Origin of the sequence: Nocardioides sp. NPDC087217 (genome assembly GCF_044744805.1) — a bacterium.
GTDB lineage: Bacteria > Actinomycetota > Actinomycetes > Propionibacteriales > Nocardioidaceae > Nocardioides.
On the sequence record NZ_JBIUZB010000001.1, the window covers coordinates 1,114,142 to 1,136,664 of the forward strand.

Consider the following 22,523-nt stretch of genomic DNA (forward strand, 5'->3'; position numbering starts at 1 on the left):
ACTCTCGGTACATGAGCGCATCGAACCCGACCTCTTCCGGCGGCCCGATCGTCGAGGGCCCGCTCGATCCCGAGCACGACGCCACGGCGTCCCTGGCCCTCGAGCCTGACTATGTTGCCCGCCTGACCGGCCGCGTCGTGGCGACCACGGGGGAGTCTCGAGAGGTCATCAGTCCGCTCAACGGGGCGCCGCTGGCGCACATCCCGCAGTCGAGCGATGACGATGTCGCCGCGGCCTTCGCCAAGGCGCGGGTCGCGCAGGAGAAGTGGGCGGCGACGCCGGTCGCCGAGCGCGAGCGCATCCTGATCAAGCTGCACGACCTCGTCCTCGACCGGCAGGACGAGATCCTCGACCTGATCGTGCTGGAGTCGGGCAAGGCCCGCAAGCACGCCTTCGACGAGCCGCTGCACATCGCGCTGACCGCGCGCTACTACGGCCGCCGGAGCAGCAAGATCCTCGACACCGAGCGCAAGCTCGGCGTCATCCCCGTGCTCACCCGGGTCGAGCTCAACCACGTCCCCAAGGGCGTCGTCGGCATCATCAGCCCGTGGAACTACCCGTTCACCATGGCGCTGTGCGACGGCCTCGCCGCGATCGCAGCGGGCAACGCGGTGGTCATCAAGCCCGACTCGCAGACCATGCTCAGCGCGCTCCTCGGCGCCGAGCTGCTCGCGGAGGCGGGGCTCCCGGAGAACCTGTGGACCGTCGTCGCCGGCCCGGGCTCGAAGATCGGCACCAGCATCATCCAGCGCGCCGACTACGTCTGCTTCACCGGCTCGACCAACACCGGCAAGCTCGTCGCCAAGCAGGCGGCGGAGCGGCTGATCGGCGCCAGCCTGGAGCTCGGGGGCAAGAACCCCATGCTCGTCCTCAAGGACGCCGACATCGAGAAGGCGGCCGAGGGCGCTACCCGCGCGGTCTTCTCCAACTCCGGCCAGCTGTGCGTGAGCGTCGAGCGGCTCTTCGTCGACGACAAGGTCTACGACCGGTTCGTGGAGCGCTTCGTCGCCCGCACCCAGGCGATGACCCTCGGCGCCACCCTGGGCTGGGAGAACGACATGGGCACCTTGATCTCGCAGGCACAGGTCGACACCGCGACCGCCCACGTCGAGGACGCCGTCTCGAAGGGGGCCCGCGTCCTCACCGGCGGCAAGGCTCGTCCCGACCTCGCGCCGTTCTTCTTCGAGCCGACCATCCTCGAGGGCGTCACCCCGGAGATGACCTGCTTCGGCAACGAGACCTTCGGCCCGGTCGTCTCGATCTACCGCTTCCACAGCGAGGAGGAGGCGATCGAGCGCGCCAACGACGGTGAGTACGGCCTCAACGGCTCGATCTACAGCCGCGACACCTCGCGCGCCCGCCGCATCGCCCGGCAGATCAAGTGCGGCACGATCAACATCAACGAGGCCTTCGGCGCCACCTTCGCGAGCATCGACGCCCCGATGGGCGGCATGCGCGAGTCCGGCCAGGGCCGTCGTCAGGGTGTCGAGGGCATCCTGCGCTACACCGAGACCCAGTCGGTCGCCTCCCAGGCCATCCTGCGCTTCGCCCCGCAGTTCGGGATGAGCGACCAGGCGTACGCCAAGTTCATGACCGCCTCGCTGCGGGTGCTGAAGTCGCTGGGCCGCGCATGAGCGGGAACCACTACGACGTACTCATCATCGGGTCGGGCTTCGGTGGATCGGTCAGCGCGCTGCGCCTGACCGAGAAGGGCTACAAGGTCGGAGTGGTCGAGGCCGGACGTAGGTTCGCCGACGACGAGCTGCCCAACACCTCCTTCGACCTGCGCAAATACCTCTGGGCGCCGGCGATCGGCTGCTACGGGATCCAGCGCATCGACATGGTCAAGGACTGCGTGATCATGGCCGGCGCCGGGGTCGGTGGCGGCTCGCTGGTCTACGCCAACACCCTCTACGAGCCGCTCGACCCCTTCTACGAGGACCCTTCCTGGAGCCACATCACCGACTGGAAGGACGAGCTCGCTCCCTACTACGAGCAGGCCAAGCGGATGCTCGGCGTCACCCTCTACCCCCATCTGACCCCTGCCGACGAGGTCATGCAGAAGGTCGCGGCGGAGGCCGGACGCGGGGACACCTTCCACAAGGCGCCGGTCGGCGTCTTCTTCGGCGGCCCGAGCCATGTGGCCGGGCAGGAGGTCGCCGACCCCTACTTCGGCGGGGAGGGCCCGGACCGGCGTACGTGCACCAACTGCGGCGAGTGCATGACCGGCTGCCGTCACAACGCGAAGAACACCCTGGTCAAGAACTACCTCTACCTGGCCGAGAAGAACGGCGCCGAGGTGCACCCGCTGACCACGGTGACGCGCGTCTACCCGGCCAAGACCGGAAGCGGGTACGTCATCGAGACCCGCTCCACGAAGGCCAAGCTGGGCATCGGCCGCACGAAGCGGTTCACCGCCGACCAGGTGATCTTCTCGGCGGCCTCGCTCGGCACGCAGAAGCTGCTCCACAAGCTCAAGCGCACCGGCGACCTCCCCGAGATCTCCCCGCGCCTGGGTGAGCTGACCCGCACCAACTCCGAGTCGATCCTGGGCGCGATCGCCCCGGACACCGCCATCGACTACACCGAGGGCGTGGCGATCACCTCCTCGTGGCACCCCGACGAGCACACCCACATCGAGCCGGTCCGCTACGGGCACGGCAGCAACGCGATCGCCGCGATGCAGACGGTGCTCACCGAGGGTGGCCCCCATCGCCTCCGCCGGTGGCTCAAGGAGATGTGGCTGCAGCGGCGGTCGCTGCGTACGTTCTACGACTTCAAGCACTGGTCCGAGCGCACCGTCATCGCGCTGGTCATGCAGGCGCTGGACAACTCGATCACGACCTTCCCGAAGCGCACCATCTTCGGGTGGCGGATGTCGTCCAAGCAGGGCCACGGCAAGCCCAACCCGACCTGGATCCCCGCCGGCCTCGACGCCGTGCGGAAGATGGCGGGGGTGATGAGCTCGGGCGAGAAGCCGGGGTATGCCGGTGGCACGATCGGAGAGCCGTTCAACAAGCCGATGACAGCCCACTTCATCGGCGGATGCACCATCGGCGACTCGGTGGAGACCGGCGTGATCGACCCCTACCAGCGGCTCTACGGCTACGACGGCCTGCACGTCGTCGACGGCTCCGCGATCTCCGCCAACCTGGGCGTGAACCCGTCGCTGACGATCACCGCTCAGGCCGAGCGAGCGATGGCGTTCTGGCCCAACAAGGACCAGGCCGACCCGCGGCCGGAGCTCGGTGCCGGCTATGCCCGGATCCAGCCCGTCAGGCCGGCCTCGCCTGCCGTGCCCGCGAGTGCGCCGGCCGCCCTGCAGCTGCCCATTGTTGACGTACGGTGACCAGACTGTTGTGTTGGTGACACGGGCTGCGCAGGAATTTTCTGGCAGGAAGTTTTTAGTTGACCCGTAACTGTGGTTAAGAGGGTTCGTTGGAGTGATCAGACCCGGGATTGCTCCCTCCCTAATACATGCCGGGTCTTTCGTCCGGGACAGTTTTGCCTCGGGCAATCAGGGCCCGGCCACCTCCCTCCCCGGCCGGGCCCTGGTGCATTTCACCGACGTGCGCGTCGAGGCGGGGCGCTGAGTGGCTCATCGGCCGGGCGTCCTCACACCTGAGATCTCAGGACGGCGATCTCAGGTGCCGGGTCGAAGCCATGACCGACCAGCCACCTGATCGCCCGCAGGCTCCGCAACGACCACCATGCGCGGATCACCGCGATGTCGACGTCGGTGCCGTAGCCGGCGATGACATCGTCGAGGTGGTCCTCGTGTCCGAGCGTCAAGGTTGCGATGTCGAACATCGGGTCTCCTTGGCCAGCCTCGGACCAGTCGATCACGCCCGTCACCTCGTCACCATCGACGAACACATGGGTGATCTGGAGGTCGCCGTGTATGAACGCAGGCGTCAGCGGCCGGAGTGCCGCCTCGGCGATCCGGCGGTTGCGGCGGACAACGTCGGAAGAGAGGACATCGTTCTCGACAAGCCACCGGCACTCGTGATCGAGGTGTGACGCGATGTCGTCCAGGTAGGTGACGCGCCGTGACGGCAGCGGCGCCTCGTGCAGCATCCGTGCGGTGGCACCGGCCGCGGCCCATGCCGCGGACGAGGCGGGCGACGGCTCGTAGAGAGTGCCGAGCGCGGAACCCGGTAGGGCGGCCAGAGCCAGCACCGGCGGTTTCCGCCAGAGGATCTCCGGGGTCGGGATCGGCGCGGCCGTCATCGCCGCGACCTCCGCGTCGATGCGCGTCTGATCGGCGTCGACCTTCAAGAAGGTGTCGCCGACACGCAGGGTCGCTCGCTCGTTGTGGGCGACGACGACCTCGACTTCGTCCATGTCGGCCATGATTCCCAGATCGCCGCCGTGGGCGCGACGGGTTTTCGGGTGCTCAGGCAAGGATCGGCGCGCTTGGCCGTTCGCGCGGACGATCCCTGTCACCAGCGGTGGGGGCTCGATCGGCGACAGTCCGGTGAGATTGGGCCGTGGCGTACGGCGTCGTTAGGATTCGTGCATGACGCAGGCTCCTGGGGCGGAAGAGCACGATCTGGTTCTCGTGGTGGACTTCGGCGCGCAGTATGCGCAGCTGATCGCCCGCCGCGTACGTGAGGCGAAGGTCTACTCCGAGATCGTGCCGCACTCGATGCCGGTCGAGGAGATGCTCGCCAAGAACCCGAAGGCGATCATCCTCTCCGGCGGCCCCTCGAGCGTGTACGCCGAGGGCGCCCCCGCCATCGACAACAGCCTGTTCACCGCGGGCACCCCGGTGTTCGGGATGTGCTACGGGTTCCAGCTGATGGCCCAGGGCCTGGGCGGGACCGTCGACGACAACGGGGCGCGCGAGTACGGCCGCACGCCGGTCACCGTCGGTGTCTCCGGCACGCTGCTCAAGGACATCCCGCCGGCTCACAACGTGTGGATGTCGCACGGCGACTCGGTCTCCGAGGCGCCCGAGGGCTTCACCGTCCTCGCGAGCACCGCCGACACCCCGGTGGCGGCCTTCGAGAACGTCGAGAAGCAGCTGGCGGGCGTGCAGTGGCACCCCGAGGTGCTCCACTCCGAGCACGGGCAGAAGGTGCTCGAGCACTTCCTGTGGGACATCGCCGGCGCGCGCCAGACCTGGACCATCGGCAACATCGCCGAGGACCAGATCGAGCGGGTTCGCGAGCAGATCGGTGACCACCGCGCGATCTGCGCGCTCTCGGGTGGAGTCGACTCCGCGGTCGCGGCGGCCATCGTCGCCAAGGCGATCGGTGACCGGCTGACCTGCGTCTACGTCGACCACGGCCTGATGCGGAAGAACGAGTCGGTCGCGATCGAGAAGGCGTTCCGGGAGTCGACCGGCGCCGAGCTGAAGATCGTCGACGCCGAGAAGGAGTTCCTCGACGCGCTCGCCGGGGTCACCGACCCGGAGGAGAAGCGCAAGATCATCGGCCGCGAGTTCATCCGCTGCTTCGAGCGTGCCGAGGTCGAGATCCTGGGCGACAGCGACGAGAAGGTCGCCTTCCTCGTCCAGGGCACCCTCTACCCCGACGTCGTCGAGTCCGGCGGCGGTGCCGGCACGTCCAACATCAAGTCCCACCACAACGTCGGCGGCCTCCCCGAGGACCTCGAGTTCGAGCTGGTCGAGCCGCTGCGTGAGCTCTTCAAGGACGAGGTGCGCGCCGTCGGCTCCCAGCTCGGCCTGCCCGACGAGATCGTCCAGCGTCAGCCGTTCCCCGGCCCCGGCCTCGGGATCCGCATCATCGGTGAGGTCACCAAGGAGCGGCTCGACATCCTCCGCGAGGCCGACGCGATCGCCCGCGAGGAGATGACCCTCGCCGGTCTCGACCGCGACATCTGGCAGATGCCGGTCGTGCTGCTCGCCGACGTCCGCTCGGTCGGCGTCCAGGGCGACGGCCGCACCTACGGCCACCCCGTCGTGCTCCGCCCGGTCACCTCCGAGGACGCGATGACCGCCGACTGGGCCCGACTTCCCTACGAGGTCATGGAGCGCATCTCCACCCGGATCACCAACGAGGTGAGCGAGATCAACCGGGTCACCGTCGACATCACCTCGAAGCCCCCGGGCACCATCGAGTGGGAATGATTCGTTGACAGGTCTCGGCCGTGGACAATGTCGTCCATGACTGAGCCGGACCTCGCTCGACGACTCCTCGACGCCCACGTCGCCCATGAGATGGCGGCGCTGCGCGGCGTACGTTTCCTCGATCTCGTCACCGGCGAGATCGACTTCGCGCTGCGCTCCGCCAGCGAGCTGACCCTCGACCAGGTGATGCCCCGCGACCTGATCAAGGAGGTCGCACTGAAGTACGTCAGCACCTTCCGCCTCCCGGGCGCGATCCCGGAGGTCGCTGGTGCGCTCGCGACGAGGCTCAAGGCGCATCCCGCCAACGAGACGCCGCTGGGCAAGGTGGTCAGCCGGCCGCGGATCGCAGAGCTCGTCGAGGCCCTCGTCGAGATGCGTACGCTGCGCCAGCAGGTCTTGCGCAGCCTGGCCGACAACTCCGGGATCCAGGCGGGTGTCGGCACCTTGATGCGCGGCACCGCCCGGGGTGCGGTCGACACCGGCCGCAGGCTCGCCGACAACCTGCCGGGTGGCTCCCTCGGCTTCTCGATCGCCGAACGTGTCGCCGGCCGGATGGCGGACACGATGAAGGGCACCCCGGTCGGCGCGGCCGTGGACCAGAGCGCCCGCGAGCTCGCGGAGCGGGGTGCCGGAGCGCTGCTCGGCTACCTCACCGACACCGCCGCGAGCTCGGTCACCGACGAGGAGGTGCACGACGCGCTGCTGGAGGTCTGGGACGCGCTCGCGACCCGCCCTGTGCGTGAGATCGCCGACCTCGTCGACGACGAGCAGCTGGTCGCGCTCTTCGTCGGGCTCTACCAGGTCTGGCTCGACGTCCGCGACTCCGAATACCTGCAGGCCTTGGTCGACACGGGCGTCGACTTCTTCTTCGACACCTATGGGAGCTTCACCCTCGACCGGCTCCTGGAGGAGTGGGGTCTGGGCCGCGACGACCTGGTCGAGGAGGCGCTCCGCTTCGGCCCGCCGGTGATCGAGGCGCTCGCCGAGGCCGGCGTCCTCGAGCAGCTGATCCGCCGCCGGCTCTCGAGCTTCTACGACTCGCCGGAGGCTCGGACCCTCCTGGCGTGAGGCCGTGTGCCTGGCCGTCGGGATGGGTACCGGAACCGGTGCACTCGATCAGGCAGGAGGCACGAGATGGCCGAGACGATCGTCGATGACAGGCTCTGGGAGAACTTCCACCGCGCGGTGAACATGAGTTCGCGCGAGCTGCGGAAGTGGCTCGCCGTGCAGGGTGCGGGGGAGATCACCGAGACCGAGCCGGACCAGGCCGGTAGCGAGCTCGGCCACCGGGTGGCCGACATCCTCGGCAAGCGCCGGGCTGACGTGACCCCCGACGACGTCGAGGTGATGCGACGCGTCGTCGACAAGGTGACCGACCTTCGCGGCGGTGACACCGGCCAGTGGGAGCCGACCGCGGGCGAGGACCACTGGCGGCACCGGCTGATGAACGTCGGACACGACCCGCTGAGCCCGTGAGCGCGGCGGAGTGGGTGCCGGAGTCGCCGACTCTCGCCGACCTGCGCACCGCGGTCCAGGACTGCCGTGGCTGCGAGCTCTACCGCGACGCGACCCAGGGGGTGATGGGCGAGGGGTGTACGCCGGCCCCGCTGATGCTGCTCGGTGAGCAGCCCGGTGACCGGGAGGACCGTGAGGGCGAGCCGTTCGTCGGTCCGGCGGGCGGCATCCTCCACGAGGCACTGGCCGATGCCGGGATCGAGCCGGAGGAGACGTACACGACGAACGTCGTCAAGCACTTCCGCCACCGCCTCTCGGGCAAGCGCCGCATCCATCAATCGCCCACGAGCAAGCACGTCGGCGCCTGCGCTCCGTGGCTGGCGGCGGAGCTGGATCTGGTACGTCCCAGCGGCGTCGTCCTGCTCGGCGGCACCGCCGGCAAGGCGCTGTACGGCTCGTCCTTCCGTGTCGGTGAGGCCCGCGGCCACCTCCTCGAATGGCCCGACGCCATCGCCACGGAGACCCTCGACCCCTGGGTCCTCGCGACGACCCACCCCTCCGCCGTCCTCAGGGCGGAGGACGAGCGGCAGGCGACGTACGACGGTCTGGTCGCCGATCTGCGGGTCGCCGCCGCCGCTCTCGAGAAAAGGTGAGAGGCGATGTCGAGATCGCCGGTGCACGCTCGACGCGTGGGTAAGAGCATCACCACCCACCTCTGAGGAGATCGAGATGAGCACCAACGCACAACGAGCCGGCTGGGTCATCACCGTCCTGGTCACCCTGTTCCTCGGCTTCGACATCGTCTCGCACCTGCTGCAGGTCGAGCCCGTCATGGATTTCAACGACAAGATCGGCGCCCCGGGCTGGTTCCCCGTCGTCTGCGGCGTCGTCCTCGGCCTGTCGCTGGTCGCCTACCACGTCCCGGCCACCCGGGCGATGGGCACGATCTTGATCACCGCCTACCTGGGTGGCGCGGTCACGGTGAACCTGGTGTTCGGCCAGCCGGCCTTCAACACCGTCTTCGCCATCGCCACCGCTGTCCTCGTCTGGGCCGGTGCCTGGCCGCGGGACGAGCGGCTGCGCGGTCTGGTCGCCGCCTGAGGTAGGCGACATCGTCGGGGTAGTCCGGGAGCGAACTGCCATTACTCGCCAGTAAATGGGCAGTTCGCTCCCGGACTACCCCTCAACGACGAGCCGGCCTAGCCGCGGCGCAGTCGCGTGAACGCTCCGAGCACGGTCTGCTCGGAGAGGATGAGGTAGTCGCGAAGCTCCTCAGCGGCCGCAGGTCCTCCCTGCTCGAGGAAGGTCTCGAGCAGGGAGCGGTTGCGTGTCACGAACGGAGCGTGCAGCGCCTCGGGGTTGTCGATCTCGAGGAACGCGAGCCGCAGTTCGGCGGCGATGTCGCGGAACAGGCGCTCCAGGCGTGGGCTGTCGGCGAGGGCGACGATGGCGTCGTGGAACGCCATGTTGGCGGTGCCCACCGTGCGCCAGTCGCGCGCCTCGAGGCTGGTCTCGCTCTGTTCCACCGCCGCGCGCATCGCCGTCACCGCGGGATGCAGCGGGGAGCCGGCGGCCAGCGCGGCCGGCTCGACGTAGCGCCGCGCCCGATAGATGTCGACGACGTCCGCCACGGTGGGGGAGGCGACCGAGACCCCGCGATGGGGCACGTGCTCGATGAGGCCCTGCTCGGCCAGCACGCGGAACGCCTCGCGGAGCGTGTTGCGCGAGACGCCGAGCTTCTCGGCTAGGGAGATCTCCGACAGCCGGGTGCCGGGCGCGAACTCGCCGTCGATGATTCGCCGGCGCAGGGCGTTCGTCAGGGTGTCCTCGACATCGGGCATGACCGCATCCTAGGGGAATCGCATCCGCGGACAATCGAAACATCCTTTTAACAGGCAGAACTATTATTGTTGAACAATTACTGCCATCCTGTACTACACCAGAGAGAGTGTGGTGGGAGCCACACAGTCCGTTGATGGCAGGAGTCCCCCATGACCGAGACGACCAGCGCCGAGCGCGCGAAGAGCTTCGCCCGAACTCGTCGAGGACCCATCCTCGGCGCCATCTTCCTGATGGCCACCTCGGCCATCGGCCCCGGCTTCATCACCCAGACCGCGACCTTCACCGCGCAGCTCGGCGCGGCGTTCGCCTTCGCGATCCTGGCCTCGATCCTGATCGACTTCGCGCTGCAGATGAACGTGTGGCGCATGATCACCGTCGCCGGCAAACGGGCCGGCGATCTGGCGAACGAGGCGGTGCCGTACTCCGGTCACCTGCTGGCGACGCTCATCGTGATCGGTGGTCTGGCGTTCAACATCGGCAACATCGCGGGTGCCGGGCTCGGCCTGAACGCCCTGCTGGGACTCGACCCGAAGGTCGGCGGCCTGCTCTCGGCGCTGCTCGCCATCGGCATCTTCGTGTACAAGCGGGCCGGCCGCGTCGTCGACATGGTCGTGCTCGTGCTCGGTCTGCTGATGATCGGGCTGACGCTCTTCGTCGCGATCGCCTCGCAGCCTCCGGTCGGCGACGCGCTGCGCCAGACCTTCGCGCCCGACACGCTCAACTTCGCGACCATCACCACGATCGTGGGCGGCACCGTCGGCGGCTACATCACCTACGCCGGCGCCCACCGCTACCTCGACTCCGGGCTGACCGGCCCCGAGCACGTCCCGGCCGTGCACCGTGCCTCGATGAGCGGCATCCTCGTCACCGGGATCATGCGCTACGTACTCTTCCTCGCGATCCTCGGAGTCGTGGCCTCCGGCGTCACCCTCGACTTCTCCAGCCAGGCGGCCAACCCCGCCGGTCAGGCGTTCGGCGCCGTGCTCGGCGACGCGGGCATCCGCATCTTCGGGGCGATCTTCTGGGCCGCGGCGATCACCTCGGTCATCGGCGCCGCCTACACCTCGGCCACCTTCATCTCGACGTTCTCGAAGAAGCTCGGAGCGGGGTGGCGGCTGCAGGTCGCGACGGTCGCCTTCATCGTGGTCTCCCTCGTCCTCTACCTGCTGATCGGCGCCGCGCCCGCGGCTATCCTGGTCTTCGTCGGCGGTTTCAACGGTCTGATCCTCCCGATCGGCATGACGATCTTCATGTACATCGGCTGGTTCCGTCAGCGCGACGTCCTGCACGGCTACCGCTACCCGGTGTGGCTGCTGACCGTGGGCACGCTCGCGACCCTGCTCAGCTGGTACATGGGCATCGTCTCGATCCGCCCGATCTTCGCCTTCATCGGCATTGGAGCGTGAGCACCATGAACGACATGGCAGCAACCATCGACCTGAACTCCGACCTCGGCGAGAACACGCCCGACCGGGTGGTCGCCGACGACGCGGCCATGCTCGCGATCGTCTCGAGCGCCAACGTCGCCTGCGGGTTCCACGCCGGCAGCCCCGAGGGGATCCGTACGACGCTCGCCGACGCCGTGGCCAACGGCGTCACGATCGGCGCGCATCCCGGCTACCGCGACTACGAAGGGTTCGGACGCCGCGCCATGGACATCGACTCCGCGACGCTGCAGGCGCACGTCGAGTACCAGCTCGGCGCGCTGATCGGCCTGACCTCGTCGGTCGGCGGCGCGGTCCGCTACGTGAAGCCGCACGGTGCGCTCTACAACACGATCGCCCGCGACGAGCGACAGGCCCGTGACGTGGTCGCCGCGGTCAAGGCGGTCGACCCGTCCCTCGTGCTGCTCGGGCTCGCGGGCGGCGTCGTGCTCGACGTGGCAGACGCCGCCGGGCTGGCGACGGCCGCGGAGGCCTTCGCGGACCGGGCCTACACCCCCGGCGGTGAGCTGGTCTCGCGCGCCGAGCCGGGTGCGGTGCTGCACGACGCCGACGCGGTCGCGGCCCGCATGCTGCGACTCGCGCGCGAGGGTGTGGTCGAGGCGATCGACGGCACCGACGTCGCCATTCGTGCCGACTCGATCTGCGTGCACGGCGATAGTGACGGGGCGATCCGGATGGCTGCCGCGACCCGGGCCCTGTTCGAGGCCGAGGGCATCGTGATCGCTCCGTTCGCCGGAGCCGCCGCATGACCGCGAGCATCACCCAGCTCGCCGCGGCCCGCGCCGCGCGCACCTCCTACCGGGCGGGCGAGGTCGCGCCGACGAGCGGCGTCGCCCACGGCCTGGTGCAGGCCAACCTGATCTCCGTACCGGCGGACTGGGCCTTCGAGGTGCTGCTCTTCGCGCAGCGCAACCCGAAGCCGTGCCCGGTGCTCGAGGTGCTCGACCCGGGCGCCCACGAGTCGACCCTGGCACCCGGATCCGACCTGCGCACCGACATCCCGGCGTACCGGATCTGGCGTGATGGTGTGCTGGCCGAGGAGGTCACGGACGCGAGCGCGGCGTGGGAGGAGCACCCCGATCTGGTCTCGTTCCTGATCGGCTGCAGCTTCACCTTCGAGGCGGGCCTGGCCGACGCCGAGATCCCGATCCGTCACCAGGAGCTCGGCCGCAACGTGCCGATGTACCGCACGTCGCGCCCGTGCGCACCGGCCGGGCGCCTGCGCGGCGACATGGTGGTCTCGATGCGCCCGATCCCCGCTGACCGCGTCGCCGATGCCGTACGCATCTCCGGGCGGTATCCGGCGGTGCACGGTGCGCCGGTGCATGTCGGTGACCCGGCGTCGCTCGGGATCGCCGAGCTCGCCGCTCCCGAGTTCGGGGACCCGCCGGAGGTGCGCGACGGCGAGGTGCCGGTGTTCTGGGCCTGCGGGGTCACGCCGCAGGCCGCGATCATGGACTCGCGCCCGCCGTTCGCGCTCACCCACGCGCCCGGTCACATGTTCATCACCGACGTACGGGATGCGGAGTATCTGGCGTGAGGCGCGTTCTCATCGCATCGGACCAGGCGCTGCTGGTCGAGGAGGACGACCTCGAGGGCGCGATGCGGCTGCACGCGGCGCTCGTGGCCGCCCCGCCGACCGGCGTCGTCGAGCTGGTGCCTGCGGCCCGGACGGTCCTCGTCCGGTTCGATCCGACGCTGGTCGACGAGGTCAGCCTCGCGAAGGAGCTGGGTGGGGTCGAAGCCGTCCACGGTGGTCTCCCGACCGCTGGTTCGGTGACGATCGGCGTGCGCTACGACGGGCAGGACCTCGACGAGGTCGCGGCCCTGCTCGGGGTCAGCGCCGAGCAGGTCGCCGAGCGCCACGCGGCCGCGACCTGGCGGGTGGCGTTCACCGGCTACGCGCCCGGCTTCGGCTACCTCGTCGGTGACGACCCGCTCTTCGACGTACCGCGGCGCTCCTCTCCACGCACCCGGATCCCGGCCGGCTCGGTCGGGCTCGCCGGGACGTTCTCGGGCGTCTACCCGCGCGAGAGTCCCGGCGGCTGGCAGCTGATCGGGCGTACGGACGCGCCGATGTGGGACCTGCACCGGGATCCGCCCGCCCTGCTCGCGCCCGGGATGACCGTGCGGTTCGAGCGGCTCGAGCGGGAGTCGGTCGCGGTGACGGCGTCCGCTCCCTCGGCCGACGCCGCGGAGCACCCCTTCGCCGTCGAGGTGGTACGTCCCGGCCTCCAGCTCGTGCTCGAGGACCTCGGTCGTTCCGGCCATGCCGCCCTCGGCGTCTCCGCATCGGGTGCGGCAGACCGCCGCGCGCTGCGGGCCGCGAACCGCGCCGTCGGGAACGCTCCCGGAGCCGCCGCGTTCGAGCTCGCCGGTGGCGGCGCCGTTCTGCGTTTCAGCGGCCCCGCGGTCGTGGCGGTCGCGGGCGCCACTGCCGAGGCGACGATCGTACGCAGCGACGGCCCGCCGCTCCCCGTCGAGCACGGCGCCGCCGCCGCGCTCGAGGACGGCGAGGAGCTGCGTCTCGGCGCGGTGAGCGCCGGCCTGCGCGCCGTGATCGCGGTACGTGGCGGACTGGATCTTCCGCCGGCGCTCGGCAGCCTCTCCAGCGACACGCTCGCGGGCCTCGGCCCCGGCGACCTCGGCGGACGGCCCTTGCGCACGGGCGACGTGGTCCCGCTGTTGGGGCCTGCGGCCGCGCCGTACGCGGTCGACCCCTGTCCGGCTCCCGCCGTCCCACTGCCCGCACCCGGTGACACGGTCGAGCTGCGGGTCGTGCTCGGCCCGCGCGAGGACTGGTTCACCCCTGCCGGCGTACGCACTCTCGTCGAGCAGGAGTGGACCGTCACGCCGCGCTCCGACCGCGTGGGCGTACGTCTCGAGGGCGCCGTACCGCTCGAGCGAGACGTCGCCGGTGAGCTGCCGAGCGAGGGGGCGGTGACCGGCGCGATCCAGGTGCCGCCCGACGGCCAGCCCGTGCTGTTCCTTCCGGACCACCCGCTCACCGGCGGCTATCCGATCATCGGCGCGGTCATCGACCGCGACCTGGACCTGGCCGGTCAGCTGCCGCCCGGCGTCCGCATCCGCTTCCGACCCGTCGCGCCCACTGTGCCCAGTGTGCCCATTGGGTCGACCACCAAGACCCGAGGAGACTGACATGCGCAGGGTGCTCATCGCCAACAGGGGAGAGATCGCCGTCCGCGTCGTGCGGGCGGTTGCCGAGGCCGGCCTCGTGTCGGTCGCCGTCTACGCCGACCAGGACGCAGACGCGCTGCACGTGCGTCTTGCCGACGAGGCGTACGTGCTCGGCGGCGCCACCGCCGCCGAGTCCTACCTCAGCATCGAGTGGTTGATGGCCGCGGCGCAGGCCTCCGGTGCCGACGCGGTGCATCCGGGCTACGGGTTCCTGTCGGAGAGCGCCGAGTTCGCGCGCGCCGTCGAGGCCGCCGGCCTGATCTGGATCGGCCCCAGCCCCGAGAGCATCGACAGCCTCGGCGACAAGATCACCGCCCGCCGGATCGCGCAGAGCGTCGGTGCCCCGCTGGTCGCGGGCACCGACCGGCCGCTGGAGTCGGCCGACGAGGCGGTCGCGTTCGCGCGCGAGCACGGGCTTCCGATCGCGATCAAGGCCGCCTTCGGCGGTGGCGGCCGCGGGTTGAAGGTCGCCCGCGAGTTCGACGACGTCGCCGACGCCTTCGACTCCGCCTCGCGCGAGGCGCTGGCCGCGTTCGGTCGCGGTGAGTGCTTCGTCGAGCGGTTCCTCGAGCGCCCGCGGCACATCGAGGCGCAGGTGCTCGGCGACGGCACCGGGCACGTCGTGGTCGTCGGCGACCGGGACTGCTCGCTGCAGCGACGCAACCAGAAGCTCGTCGAGGAAGCACCCGCTCCGGGGCTCACGGACGAGCAGCGTCGCCGCATCCACGACGCCGCCCGCGACATCTGCGCGGCGGTCTCCTACCGCGGGGCCGGGACCGTCGAGTTCCTGATGGGGGAGGACGGAGTGATCTCGTTCCTCGAGGTGAACACCCGCCTCCAGGTCGAGCACCCGATCACCGAGGCGGTCACCGGCGTCGACCTCGTCGCCGAGCAGCTGCGGATCGCCGCGGGTGAGGGCATCTCCTTCGCGGAGACCCCGGTGCCCTCGGGCCACGCGATCGAGCTGCGGATCAATGCCGAGGACCCGGGCCGCGGCTTCCTGCCGAGCCCCGGCGTCGTGACCGGCCTGCGGGTGCCCGCGGGTCCCGGCGTGCGCTGGGACGCCGGGATCGAGGCAGGCGACACGGTGCAGAGCGCCTTCGACTCGCTGATCGCCAAGCTGATCGTGCATGCCCCGGACCGGGACACCGCCGTCGTACGTGCCCGCCGCGCGCTCCGCGAGCTCGACGTCGAGGGGGTCGCGACCGTCGTACCCTTCGCTCGCGTCCTGCTCGACGACCCGGCCTTCTCGACCGCCGGGTTCGCGGTGCACACGCAGTGGATCGAGACCACGCTGATGCCGCGCCTGGAGGCGCAGCGGCGACCCGAGCCGGCACCCGTGCAGCCGCTGCGGCGGGTGCCGATCGAGATCGACGGACGTCGGGTGATGCTCGGTCTCCCCGACGATCTGCTCCGGGGGATCGCGGCCGGCGGGACGGCGACGACCGAGGTCGGATCGGCAGCTGCCGTCGCGGACCCGGCCGTGCTCGAGGCCACCGTCCCCGGTGTGCTCGTCGACTGGCTCGTTCCTGACGGCGAGCAGGTCACCGAGGGCCAGGACGTCGCGGTCATCGACGCCATGAAGATGGAGACCCGGGTCGCCGCACATCGTGCGGGCGTGCTCTCCCGCGGCACCGACGTGGGTGGGACGGTCGCGATCGGGGACGTGCTCGGGAAGATCGAGGTCTAGCTCGTGTGATCGATGATCGCCGGGATGACCTTGTCCCAGGTGGAGGGCGGCGGCGGCTCGTGACCGACGCCGTCGAGGACGAGGAGCGTCGCGTCGGGGATGTCGCGGGCCAGGATCTCGGCATGCCCGATCGGGAAGAGCGGGTCGCGGGTGCCGTGGATGACCAGCGTCGGGACGGCGATGTCGGCCAGGGTCGCCTCGATCGGCTCGCCGTCGCTCATCGCCTGGTGGTTGGCGAAGCTCGGCCGCATGTCCGGTGTGCGGCGTACGACCCGCTCGATCACCGCCCGCATCCTGGCCTCGTCGAAGCCCTCCGGGACGAACGCGCGCTGGTCCTCGACGAGCATCGACACCAGAGCCTCGTGGTCATCGGGATCCGGGACGGTGGTCGTGGCTGCCTTCGCGAAGAAGTCGGCCAGCTCCTCGCCGATGGGCGGCAGGTCGGGTACGCCGTCGAAGGCCGGTGAGGTCTCGTCGAGGATCAGCGTCTCGACCCGCTCCGAATAGAGCACCGCCGCACACTGGGCCATCGCCCCGCCCATCGAGATGCCGAAGATGTGGGCCTTGTCGAGGCCGAAGGCGTCGAGGAGCGCCGGGATGTCCGCGATCATGTCGCGGCCGGTGTAGCCCGGCTCTCCCGGCGGCCAGGTCGTCGAGCGGCCGGTGTCGCGGTGGTCGTAGCGGATCACGAACCTCCGGCCCGCGGCCAGCGCCCGGCAGAAGTCGTCCTCCCAGTAGTCCATCGAGGCGCTCATCCCACCGACGAGCAGGATCGGCGGGTCCGCAGGACTCCCGAACGTCTCGACGCACAGCTCGATCCCGTTGACCGCCAGTGTCAGTTCGCCCATGGCGACCAGCAAACGGGCGGGTCCGAGCCGCGTCAAGCGCTTAAGCCGTGGCGTACGTGTCGATCTCGGCGCGCAGCCGGGCCTTGAGGTCGTCGGGTGCGTAGGAGACGTCGACGGCGGCGCGGGCGAGGTCGGCGATGCCGGCGGTGTCGAGGCCGAGGAGGTCGGTCGCGATCTCGTACTCCTGGTTGAGCGTGGTCGCGAACATCGGCGGGTCGTCCGAGTTGATCGTGACCGGCACACCGGCATCGACGAACGTCTTCAGCGGGTGCTCCTCGAGCGTCGCGACCGCGCCGGTGGCGACGTTGGACGAGGGGCAGACCTCGAGCGGGATCCGGTGCTCGGCGAGGTGGGCGAGCAGGGCGGGATCCTGAGCCGCCGAGGTGCCGTGACCGATCCGCTCGGCCTTCAGCACGGTCAGCGCGTCCCAGATCGTCTGCGGACCGGTGGTCTCGCCGGCGTGCGGCAGCGAGCGGAGCCCCGCGGCGCGGGCCGCGTCGAAGTGCCTTTCGAACTGCGGCCGGGGAACCCCCACCTCGGGCCCGCCGAGCCCGAACCCGACGAGCGCCTCGGGGCCGTGGTCGACGGCGTACGCCAGCGTCGCATCGGCCGCCGGGATCCCCGACTCACCCGGGATGTCGTAGATCCAGCGCAGCGTGATCCCGAAGTCGCGCTCGGCGCCCACCCGGGCGTCCTCGAGTGCCTCGGTGTAGGCCTCGATCGCCATCCCGGTGTGCCCGCTCCCGGCGGGGCGCTCGGCCAGATCCGGGCGTACGGAGGTGTAGGGCGTGCAGGTCAGCTCGGCGTAGCGCACCTGCTGGGTCTGCGCGAGGTCGCGCGCGATCTCGTAGGTCAGATAGCGGATGTCCTCGGGGGTCCTGACCAGGTCCACGACCGAGAGGTAGACCTCGATGAAGTGCGCGAAGTCGCTGAACGTGAAGTACTCCCGCAGCAGCTCGATGTCCGCCGGCACCGTCCCCGGATGCCGTGCCGCCAGCTCCGCGACGATCCGCGGCGAAGCCGACCCGACGTGGTGGACATGCAGCTCAGCCTTGGGCAGCCCGGCGATGAAGGTCTTCAGGTCACTCACGCCCCGATCCTCACACGCGGGTTCGTCCTCCCGCGACTCCGTTTCTCGGCTTCGCCACCCAAGTCTTCGGGCCTGAACCGATCCGCGTACGCCGGTGCACGATGTAGCCTCAGGCTCACCGGCTGGTAAGGGGGAGAGATGCGGGCGATCCACCACTGGGACCTCTGGGTCGACGACTTCGAGACCGCTTCGGGGGAGTGGGGCTGGCTCTTCGGCGAGCTCGGCTGGGAGGCCGGCGAGAAGGGCCACTTCTGGGAGGCGCCGGACGGGACGTACGTCTTCATGGAGCACTCCAAGGACCAGCACGGCACGCAGGATCGGCTCCGCCCCGGCGTCAACCACATCGCGTTCATGATCGACGACCGAGACCAGCTCGACAGGATCCGGGCTGCGTCGACCGAGCACGGCTGGCACGAGATGTACGCCGACCGCTACCCGCATGCAGGCGGCGACGAGCACACGGCGCTCTACCTGGAGAGCTCTGAGGGGTTCGAGGTCGAGATCGTGCTGGAGATCGACGACCTCACGGCCTAGCGATAGTCGTCACCGTCGTCACCGTCGTCGCTGTCGTCGATGATGTGGATGGCGGCCTCCTCCGCGGAGGCGCCGGCGCCGTCGATGCCGGCATCGATCCCGTAGAGCTCGGACTCCGCGTCCTCGCCCTCGCCGCGGTCGGGGTCGACCAGCCGGCCCGCTCGCTGGTTGCCGACCTCGCGGCCGTCGGGGTCGTCGCTCTCCTCGGCGTCGTCGTACTCGACCGCGTACGGATCCGGCTCCGGCACCTCCTGGTGGACCCGCTGGTCGATGCACTCCCGGTGCTCCTCCTCCCAGGGCGTGTTGCCGTAGTCGGTGGAGTAGTGGTCGGCGGTGACGATGCCGTGGTCGAGCTCGTCGCGCACCTCACCTTCGAGAACCTCCCCGGAGAGCGCGTCCTCCCCGGTGATCTGGTCCTCGTCGTCGACACTGTAGTCGCCGTAGTTCTCGCGCGATTCGCTCACTTGAGTCTCCTGATCGGCCGGGCATTGGGGTCATGACGGCCCCCTTCGGTAACGTTAACCCGGTCCGGTATGGAGTGGAACCGGACGGAAATATACGACGCGGGGATCGACCAAGGGAGCAGACCAGATGGCGCCTCGCGCCCGATTGGCGGTGGCGGCCGTTGCCGTGCTCGCCGGCGCCTCGATCGCACTCGGCGCGATGCCTGAGTCGGCCGGTCCGCTGGGGTCGCTGGGGTCTCTGGCCGGGAACGCCTTCGCGCGCGACAACGAGGGTGTGGTGCCCTCGACGCCGACATCGACGCCCGACTGGGCGCCCTACTCGACCCCACCCAACATCCTCATGATCACGGCGGACGACCTCGCCTACGAGGATCTCGAGTTCATGCCCCACACCCGCAGCCTTCTGGCCGCGCAGGGCACCTCGCTGACCGAGGCGATCGCTCCGACGCCGATCTGCGTGCCGGCCCGTGCGTCCCTGCTGACCGGGCAGTACAGCCAGAACCACCACACCGTCACGATCAACGGCGAACGCGGTGGCTACGAGTCGATGGACCACACCGGCACGCTGCCCGAGGCGCTGCAGGACGCCGGCTACGACACCCTCTTCGCCGGCAAGTACCTCAACGGCTACGGCCTCAACGGAACGGCGAAGGACGTGCCGCCCGGGTGGACCGACTGGCGGGCTACGACCGACATGTCGACCTACAACTTCATCCGGCCGCGGATCAACCACAACGGCAAGCTCACGACCTACAACCGCTACACGACGTACGTCATGCGGGACCAGGCCAACGAGATGATCTCGGCGCCGGAGCGTGCCGACAAGCCGTGGTACATGTGGCTCAACTATGTGGCACCGCACCACGGCGGGCCCGATGAGCCGGAGGACCCGGAGGGCACCAGCACGACCCGGCCGGCGGAGGAGGACAAGCACTCCTTCGACGGACTCGAGCTGCCGGACACTCCCTACATGTTCCGCACCCCGACCGATGCGCCGCGGATCTCGGCCTCCCGCAAGTACTTCGACGCGCAGGGCCGCGCCGAGCTGCGGATCGCGCACGAGCAGCGGGTGGAGGCGGTCCAGTCGCTCGACCGCGCGGTCGCCAGCCACGTACTCCGTCTTCAGGAGACCGGCCAGCTCGACAACACGATCATCATCTTCTCCTCGGACAACGGCTACACCACCGGCGGTCACAACATCAACGGCAAGCTGATGCACTACCGCGAGACGCAGCGGATCCCGGTGATCCTGCGCGGCCCGGGCATCCCGGCCGGCCGGACCCTGGCCACCGGCGTCGGCAACCCCGACATCGCCACCACGATCATGGCGGTCGCCGGCGCCGAGCCGGGGCGGACCCAGGACGGCGTCAACATCATGCCGTGGCTCAAGGCCCCCGCGCAGAACCGGGTGATCCCGCTCTCCGCCTGGCGGGTCAACGACGGCTACAAGCAGATCTACTCGGGGATCCGCTTCGGCGACTGGACCTACGCCCGCTTCTCCGACGGCAGCGAAGAGCTCTACAACCTGGCCGACGACCCCTACCAGATCCGCTCGCTCGCGCTGCTCCCCGAGTACGCCGACGAGCTGGCCGAGCTGCGTGGGCTGAGCGAGAAGTACGCCGACTGTGCAGGTGCCACCTGCCCGAAGGAGTTCTACCCCGCCGACTGATCGTCCAGGTCGGCCGCGCAGCGGAACCCCAGGTTGCCCGCGGTCGAGTCGGGCGGGCTGCTGGAGCGCGCCGAGAGCCGATAGCGGTGGCAGTAGGAGTCGTGGCAGAGGTAGGAGCCACCGCGCATGACCCGGGTCAGGCCCTCGGCAGGGCCCCGCGGGTCGGATGAGGAGCCCCCGGAATCGGGAGAGCCGACGAGGTCGGCGTAGTAGGTCGGCGAGAACCAGTCCGCGCACCACTCCCAGACGTTGCCGATCATCTGGAACAGCCCGAAGCCGTTGGGTTCGTACGTCCGCACCGGCGCTGTCGTGACGAACCCGTCCTCGGCGGTGTTGGTGTCGGGGAAGACTCCTTGCCAGACGTTGGCATGGTGAGTGCCGTCCTGCTCCAGGTCGTCGCCCCACGGGAACCGTGAGCCGGCGAGACCGCCGCGGGCGGCGTACTCCCACTCGGCCTCGGTCGGCAGCCTGGTCCCGGCCCAGTCGCAGTAGGCCAGCGCGTCGTCGTGGGAGACGTGCACGACCGGGTGGTTGCCGCGGCGGCCGATGTTCGAGCCGGGGCCCTCCGGGGCCCGCCAGGAGGCGGCGCGTACGCCGAGCCACCAGGGTGCCTCGGGCGAGCGGCCCAGGATGTCGCGGGGCGAGCCGTCGAAGGCCAGGTGGAAGACGGCAGAGAAGCCCTCTCGTTCGGCCGTGGTGACGTGGCCCGTCGCCTTCACGAACCGGGCGAACTCCTCGTTGGTGACCGCGGTCGCGTCCAGCCGGAAGCCGGGCAGGCCGACCGGGTGCACCGGACCTTCGCCGTCGGCCTGGTAGCCCTCGCCGAACGAGTCGCCGGCGGCGTACGTCCCACCGGGGAGGTCGACAAGGGTCCGGCGGCGCTTGCGGGGCAGCGCCGGCGGGCGCTGGGCCGGGTCGGGGCTGGGTCCACGGGTCGCGCCGAAGGTGAGGTTGGAAGGCACGCCCACCAGCCTACGAGCCGGCGTACGTCGCCTTCAGACTGCCTGCGCTCGCCACGACCTTCCCCTTCTTGCCGGTGACCATGAGGCCGGGCGTACGGGCCTTTCCGTTGGCGTCCGCCTTGATCTTGACCGTGCAGGTCGGCTTCTTGCCGGCACACTTGAAGTCACCCGTCGGCCGGTAGGTGACCGTCATCGTCTGGTTGTCCGCCAGCCCCTCGACGTAGGCCGCCATGTAGGTGCACTTCGGCTTCCCCTTCGGGCAGGAACGCTCGACCGTGTGCCACTCCATCCGGGCCGCGGCCGCCTTGCCGCAGAGCTTGGCCGGCTCGCCGGCGCGGACCGTGCCCCAGGCGTACGTCACCTTGGTGGTCGCCTGCACGCAGGCCTCGGTGCCGCCCTTGGCGACGGGCAGCGTGTAGGTGAGCTCCGGGTCCTCACCGGCGGATGGCTGCGCGGTGCCGTCATCGATCGAGGCGATGCCGGAGGTGACCGACGGGGCGGTGACCTTCAGCGTGACCTCGCGGTAGCCCGCGGCAGCAGCACCGACGGGCGCCTCCGGTGTGCGGGCGTAGCAGCTGTCGAGGTGGGTGATCGCGTCGACGTTCTTGGCGGCGAGGTCCTCGTCGGTGAGTCGCAGGTTGGTGACGGCCAGGACCCCGGCGATCGCCGGTCGCCCGACCTCCCGCAGGCATCGGGGGTCATCGAGCGTCCAGGCGTCCGCGACCTGCCTGCTCCAGCTGTGGGCGCCACCGTCGGCGCAGTCGAGCAGTTCCGCGTACCACTGCGAGCCCAGCGCCGAGGGCCACTCGCCGGCGTAGCTGAACCCGCTGCCGGCCTTGGCCACGACTCCGGCACGGGTGAGCCCCGCGCTGCCCTTGTCCTTGACCACGGCCTCCGCTGCGCAGCGGATCTGTTCGGGGTCGGCCCAGGCCGGGGTGTCGCCGGCGAGGGCGAGCGTGCGCGCCACGTCCTTCTCGTCACCGCGCAGCGGACCGATCTCACCGGTGAAGTAGGCCCACGCCGAGGTGCCGAGGAAGGCCACCGCGACGAGTACGCCGACGCTCACGAGCCAGCGCAGCGCCAGGCGTACGGGGCGGCTCCGGTCACGCCGCCGCCGTGGCAGCGGCGGCAGCCCGAGCCGTCGCCGACGAGCCTCCTCGGCCGCCGCGTTGGCGAGCTCGGTGGGTTTCGGTTGTTGTTGAGCGGTGCTGCCGGTGGGGTCGGACATCTCA

General features: G+C 70.2%; 21 protein-coding genes. 14 read left to right on the plus strand and 7 right to left on the minus strand.

The genetic code is table 11. The annotated features are described in order from the left end of the window. Positions 1-11 precede the first annotated feature (11 nt). On the plus strand, positions 12-1,634 hold the full coding sequence (locus ACIO3S_RS05520) for a succinic semialdehyde dehydrogenase (protein WP_400460359.1): 1,623 nt from the start codon (positions 12-14) through the stop codon (positions 1,632-1,634). Continuing rightward, positions 1,631-3,349 (plus strand): GMC family oxidoreductase N-terminal domain-containing protein, encoded by a 1,719-nt coding sequence (locus tag ACIO3S_RS05525; protein ID WP_400460361.1) that lies wholly within the window; start codon positions 1,631-1,633, stop codon positions 3,347-3,349. Before ACIO3S_RS05520 ends, ACIO3S_RS05525 begins: the two co-directional genes overlap by 4 nt. Before the next feature lie 266 nt (positions 3,350-3,615). On the opposite strand, the gene ACIO3S_RS05530 is transcribed toward ACIO3S_RS05525, so the two are convergent. Further along, positions 3,616-4,344 (minus strand): phosphotransferase family protein, encoded by a 729-nt coding sequence (locus ACIO3S_RS05530; RefSeq protein ID WP_400460363.1) that lies wholly within the window; start codon positions 4,342-4,344, stop codon positions 3,616-3,618. Between the two features lie 175 nt (positions 4,345-4,519). On the opposite strand from ACIO3S_RS05530, the gene guaA reads away from it, so the two are divergent. From guaA to ACIO3S_RS05555, 5 genes are all read left to right on the plus strand, one after another. Beyond that, positions 4,520-6,094: a glutamine-hydrolyzing GMP synthase gene (gene guaA, locus ACIO3S_RS05535; protein ID WP_160025297.1), complete on the plus strand. Its 1,575-nt coding sequence runs from the start codon at positions 4,520-4,522 to the stop codon at positions 6,092-6,094. A 36-nt stretch (positions 6,095-6,130) separates the two neighbouring features. Then, positions 6,131-7,162, plus strand: a complete 1,032-nt coding sequence (locus ACIO3S_RS05540) for a hypothetical protein (protein ID WP_400460366.1) — start codon at positions 6,131-6,133, stop codon at positions 7,160-7,162. 66 nt (positions 7,163-7,228) lie between these two features. Next, a complete protein-coding gene (locus tag ACIO3S_RS05545) occupies positions 7,229-7,570 on the plus strand; it encodes a DUF3140 domain-containing protein (protein WP_400460368.1) in 342 nt (113 codons plus the stop codon). After that, positions 7,567-8,202 (plus strand): UdgX family uracil-DNA binding protein, encoded by a 636-nt coding sequence (locus ACIO3S_RS05550; RefSeq protein WP_400460370.1) that lies wholly within the window; start codon positions 7,567-7,569, stop codon positions 8,200-8,202. The genes ACIO3S_RS05545 and ACIO3S_RS05550 overlap by 4 nt, the downstream gene beginning before the upstream one ends. A 76-nt stretch (positions 8,203-8,278) precedes the next feature. Further along, positions 8,279-8,650, plus strand: coding sequence for a DoxX family protein (locus ACIO3S_RS05555; RefSeq protein ID WP_400460372.1), 372 nt, complete (start codon positions 8,279-8,281; stop codon positions 8,648-8,650). A gap of 98 nt (positions 8,651-8,748) precedes the next feature. Here ACIO3S_RS05555 and ACIO3S_RS05560 read toward each other — a convergent pair whose 3' ends face one another. Further along, positions 8,749-9,390, minus strand: a complete 642-nt coding sequence (locus ACIO3S_RS05560; RefSeq protein WP_400460374.1) for a GntR family transcriptional regulator — start codon at positions 9,388-9,390, stop codon at positions 8,749-8,751. A gap of 150 nt (positions 9,391-9,540) precedes the next feature. On the opposite strand from ACIO3S_RS05560, the gene ACIO3S_RS05565 reads away from it, so the two are divergent. Genes ACIO3S_RS05565 through ACIO3S_RS05585 form a run of 5 tightly spaced genes read left to right on the plus strand, consistent with a single transcriptional unit; the run spans position 9,541 to position 15,724 of the window. Beyond that, complete coding sequence (locus ACIO3S_RS05565; RefSeq protein WP_400460376.1) at positions 9,541-10,797, plus strand: NRAMP family divalent metal transporter; 1,257 nt, start codon at positions 9,541-9,543, stop codon at positions 10,795-10,797. A 14-nt stretch (positions 10,798-10,811) separates the two neighbouring features. Further along, on the plus strand, positions 10,812-11,585 hold the full coding sequence (locus ACIO3S_RS05570) for a 5-oxoprolinase subunit PxpA (RefSeq protein WP_350841077.1): 774 nt from the start codon (positions 10,812-10,814) through the stop codon (positions 11,583-11,585). After that, the gene (locus ACIO3S_RS05575; RefSeq protein ID WP_400460379.1) at positions 11,582-12,376 is read left to right on the plus strand and encodes a putative hydro-lyase; all 795 of its coding nucleotides are present in this window, start codon (positions 11,582-11,584) and stop codon (positions 12,374-12,376) included. The genes ACIO3S_RS05570 and ACIO3S_RS05575 overlap by 4 nt, the downstream gene beginning before the upstream one ends. After that, complete coding sequence (locus tag ACIO3S_RS05580; RefSeq protein ID WP_400460381.1) at positions 12,373-13,995, plus strand: 5-oxoprolinase/urea amidolyase family protein; 1,623 nt, start codon at positions 12,373-12,375, stop codon at positions 13,993-13,995. Before ACIO3S_RS05575 ends, ACIO3S_RS05580 begins: the two co-directional genes overlap by 4 nt. A 1-nt stretch (position 13,996) precedes the next feature. After that, positions 13,997-15,724, plus strand: coding sequence for an acetyl/propionyl/methylcrotonyl-CoA carboxylase subunit alpha (locus ACIO3S_RS05585; RefSeq protein ID WP_400460383.1), 1,728 nt, complete (start codon positions 13,997-13,999; stop codon positions 15,722-15,724). Here the strand turns inward: ACIO3S_RS05585 and ACIO3S_RS05590 are convergent. Next, a complete protein-coding gene (locus ACIO3S_RS05590) occupies positions 15,721-16,572 on the minus strand; it encodes an alpha/beta fold hydrolase (RefSeq protein ID WP_400460385.1) in 852 nt (283 codons plus the stop codon). The genes ACIO3S_RS05585 and ACIO3S_RS05590 overlap by 4 nt on opposite strands. Positions 16,573-16,612: 40 nt before the next feature. After that, entirely contained in the window at positions 16,613-17,662 is a 1,050-nt protein-coding gene (locus ACIO3S_RS05595; protein ID WP_400460387.1) for an adenosine deaminase, read from the minus strand. A 138-nt stretch (positions 17,663-17,800) separates the two neighbouring features. Here ACIO3S_RS05595 and ACIO3S_RS05600 point away from each other — a divergent pair, with 138 nt between their 5' ends. Further along, positions 17,801-18,196 carry a VOC family protein gene (locus ACIO3S_RS05600; protein ID WP_160025283.1) on the plus strand — a complete coding sequence of 132 codons (396 nt, stop codon included), beginning with the start codon at positions 17,801-17,803 and terminating at the stop codon, positions 18,194-18,196. On the opposite strand, the gene ACIO3S_RS05605 is transcribed toward ACIO3S_RS05600, so the two are convergent. After that, a complete protein-coding gene (locus tag ACIO3S_RS05605; protein ID WP_400460390.1) occupies positions 18,193-18,660 on the minus strand; it encodes a DUF5709 domain-containing protein in 468 nt (155 codons plus the stop codon). The two genes, ACIO3S_RS05600 and ACIO3S_RS05605, sit on opposite strands and share 4 nt — an antisense overlap. Positions 18,661-18,787: 127 nt before the next feature. Between ACIO3S_RS05605 and ACIO3S_RS05610 the strand changes: the two genes are divergently transcribed. After that, entirely contained in the window at positions 18,788-20,329 is a 1,542-nt protein-coding gene (locus ACIO3S_RS05610; protein ID WP_400460392.1) for a sulfatase-like hydrolase/transferase, read from the plus strand. On the opposite strand, the gene ACIO3S_RS05615 is transcribed toward ACIO3S_RS05610, so the two are convergent. Further along, complete coding sequence (locus ACIO3S_RS05615) at positions 20,314-21,291, minus strand: formylglycine-generating enzyme family protein (protein WP_400460394.1); 978 nt, start codon at positions 21,289-21,291, stop codon at positions 20,314-20,316. The genes ACIO3S_RS05610 and ACIO3S_RS05615 overlap by 16 nt on opposite strands. Positions 21,292-21,301: 10 nt before the next feature. Next, a complete protein-coding gene (locus ACIO3S_RS05620; protein WP_400460396.1) occupies positions 21,302-22,519 on the minus strand; it encodes a hypothetical protein in 1,218 nt (405 codons plus the stop codon). Positions 22,520-22,523 lie beyond the last annotated feature (4 nt).

What these genes read in the sequence shown, in the direction of transcription:
- ACIO3S_RS05520 (WP_400460359.1), top strand. Translation starts at nt 12, where the DNA reads ATGAGCGCATCGAACCCGACCTCTTCCGGCGGCCCGATCGTCGAGGGC.
- ACIO3S_RS05525 (WP_400460361.1), top strand. Translation starts at nt 1,631, where the DNA reads ATGAGCGGGAACCACTACGACGTACTCATCATCGGGTCGGGCTTCGGT.
- ACIO3S_RS05530 (WP_400460363.1), bottom strand. Translation starts at nt 4,344, where the DNA reads ATGGACGAAGTCGAGGTCGTCGTCGCCCACAACGAGCGAGCGACCCTG.
- guaA (WP_160025297.1), top strand. Translation starts at nt 4,520, where the DNA reads ATGACGCAGGCTCCTGGGGCGGAAGAGCACGATCTGGTTCTCGTGGTG.
- ACIO3S_RS05540 (WP_400460366.1), top strand. Translation starts at nt 6,131, where the DNA reads ATGACTGAGCCGGACCTCGCTCGACGACTCCTCGACGCCCACGTCGCC.
- ACIO3S_RS05545 (WP_400460368.1), top strand. Translation starts at nt 7,229, where the DNA reads ATGGCCGAGACGATCGTCGATGACAGGCTCTGGGAGAACTTCCACCGC.
- ACIO3S_RS05555 (WP_400460372.1), top strand. Translation starts at nt 8,279, where the DNA reads ATGAGCACCAACGCACAACGAGCCGGCTGGGTCATCACCGTCCTGGTC.
- ACIO3S_RS05560 (WP_400460374.1), bottom strand. Translation starts at nt 9,390, where the DNA reads ATGCCCGATGTCGAGGACACCCTGACGAACGCCCTGCGCCGGCGAATC.
- ACIO3S_RS05565 (WP_400460376.1), top strand. Translation starts at nt 9,541, where the DNA reads ATGACCGAGACGACCAGCGCCGAGCGCGCGAAGAGCTTCGCCCGAACT.
- ACIO3S_RS05570 (WP_350841077.1), top strand. Translation starts at nt 10,812, where the DNA reads ATGGCAGCAACCATCGACCTGAACTCCGACCTCGGCGAGAACACGCCC.
- ACIO3S_RS05575 (WP_400460379.1), top strand. Translation starts at nt 11,582, where the DNA reads ATGACCGCGAGCATCACCCAGCTCGCCGCGGCCCGCGCCGCGCGCACC.
- ACIO3S_RS05585 (WP_400460383.1), top strand. Translation starts at nt 13,997, where the DNA reads ATGCGCAGGGTGCTCATCGCCAACAGGGGAGAGATCGCCGTCCGCGTC.
- ACIO3S_RS05590 (WP_400460385.1), bottom strand. Translation starts at nt 16,572, where the DNA reads ATGGGCGAACTGACACTGGCGGTCAACGGGATCGAGCTGTGCGTCGAG.
- ACIO3S_RS05600 (WP_160025283.1), top strand. Translation starts at nt 17,801, where the DNA reads ATGCGGGCGATCCACCACTGGGACCTCTGGGTCGACGACTTCGAGACC.
- ACIO3S_RS05610 (WP_400460392.1), top strand. Translation starts at nt 18,788, where the DNA reads ATGGCGCCTCGCGCCCGATTGGCGGTGGCGGCCGTTGCCGTGCTCGCC.
- ACIO3S_RS05620 (WP_400460396.1), bottom strand. Translation starts at nt 22,519, where the DNA reads ATGTCCGACCCCACCGGCAGCACCGCTCAACAACAACCGAAACCCACC.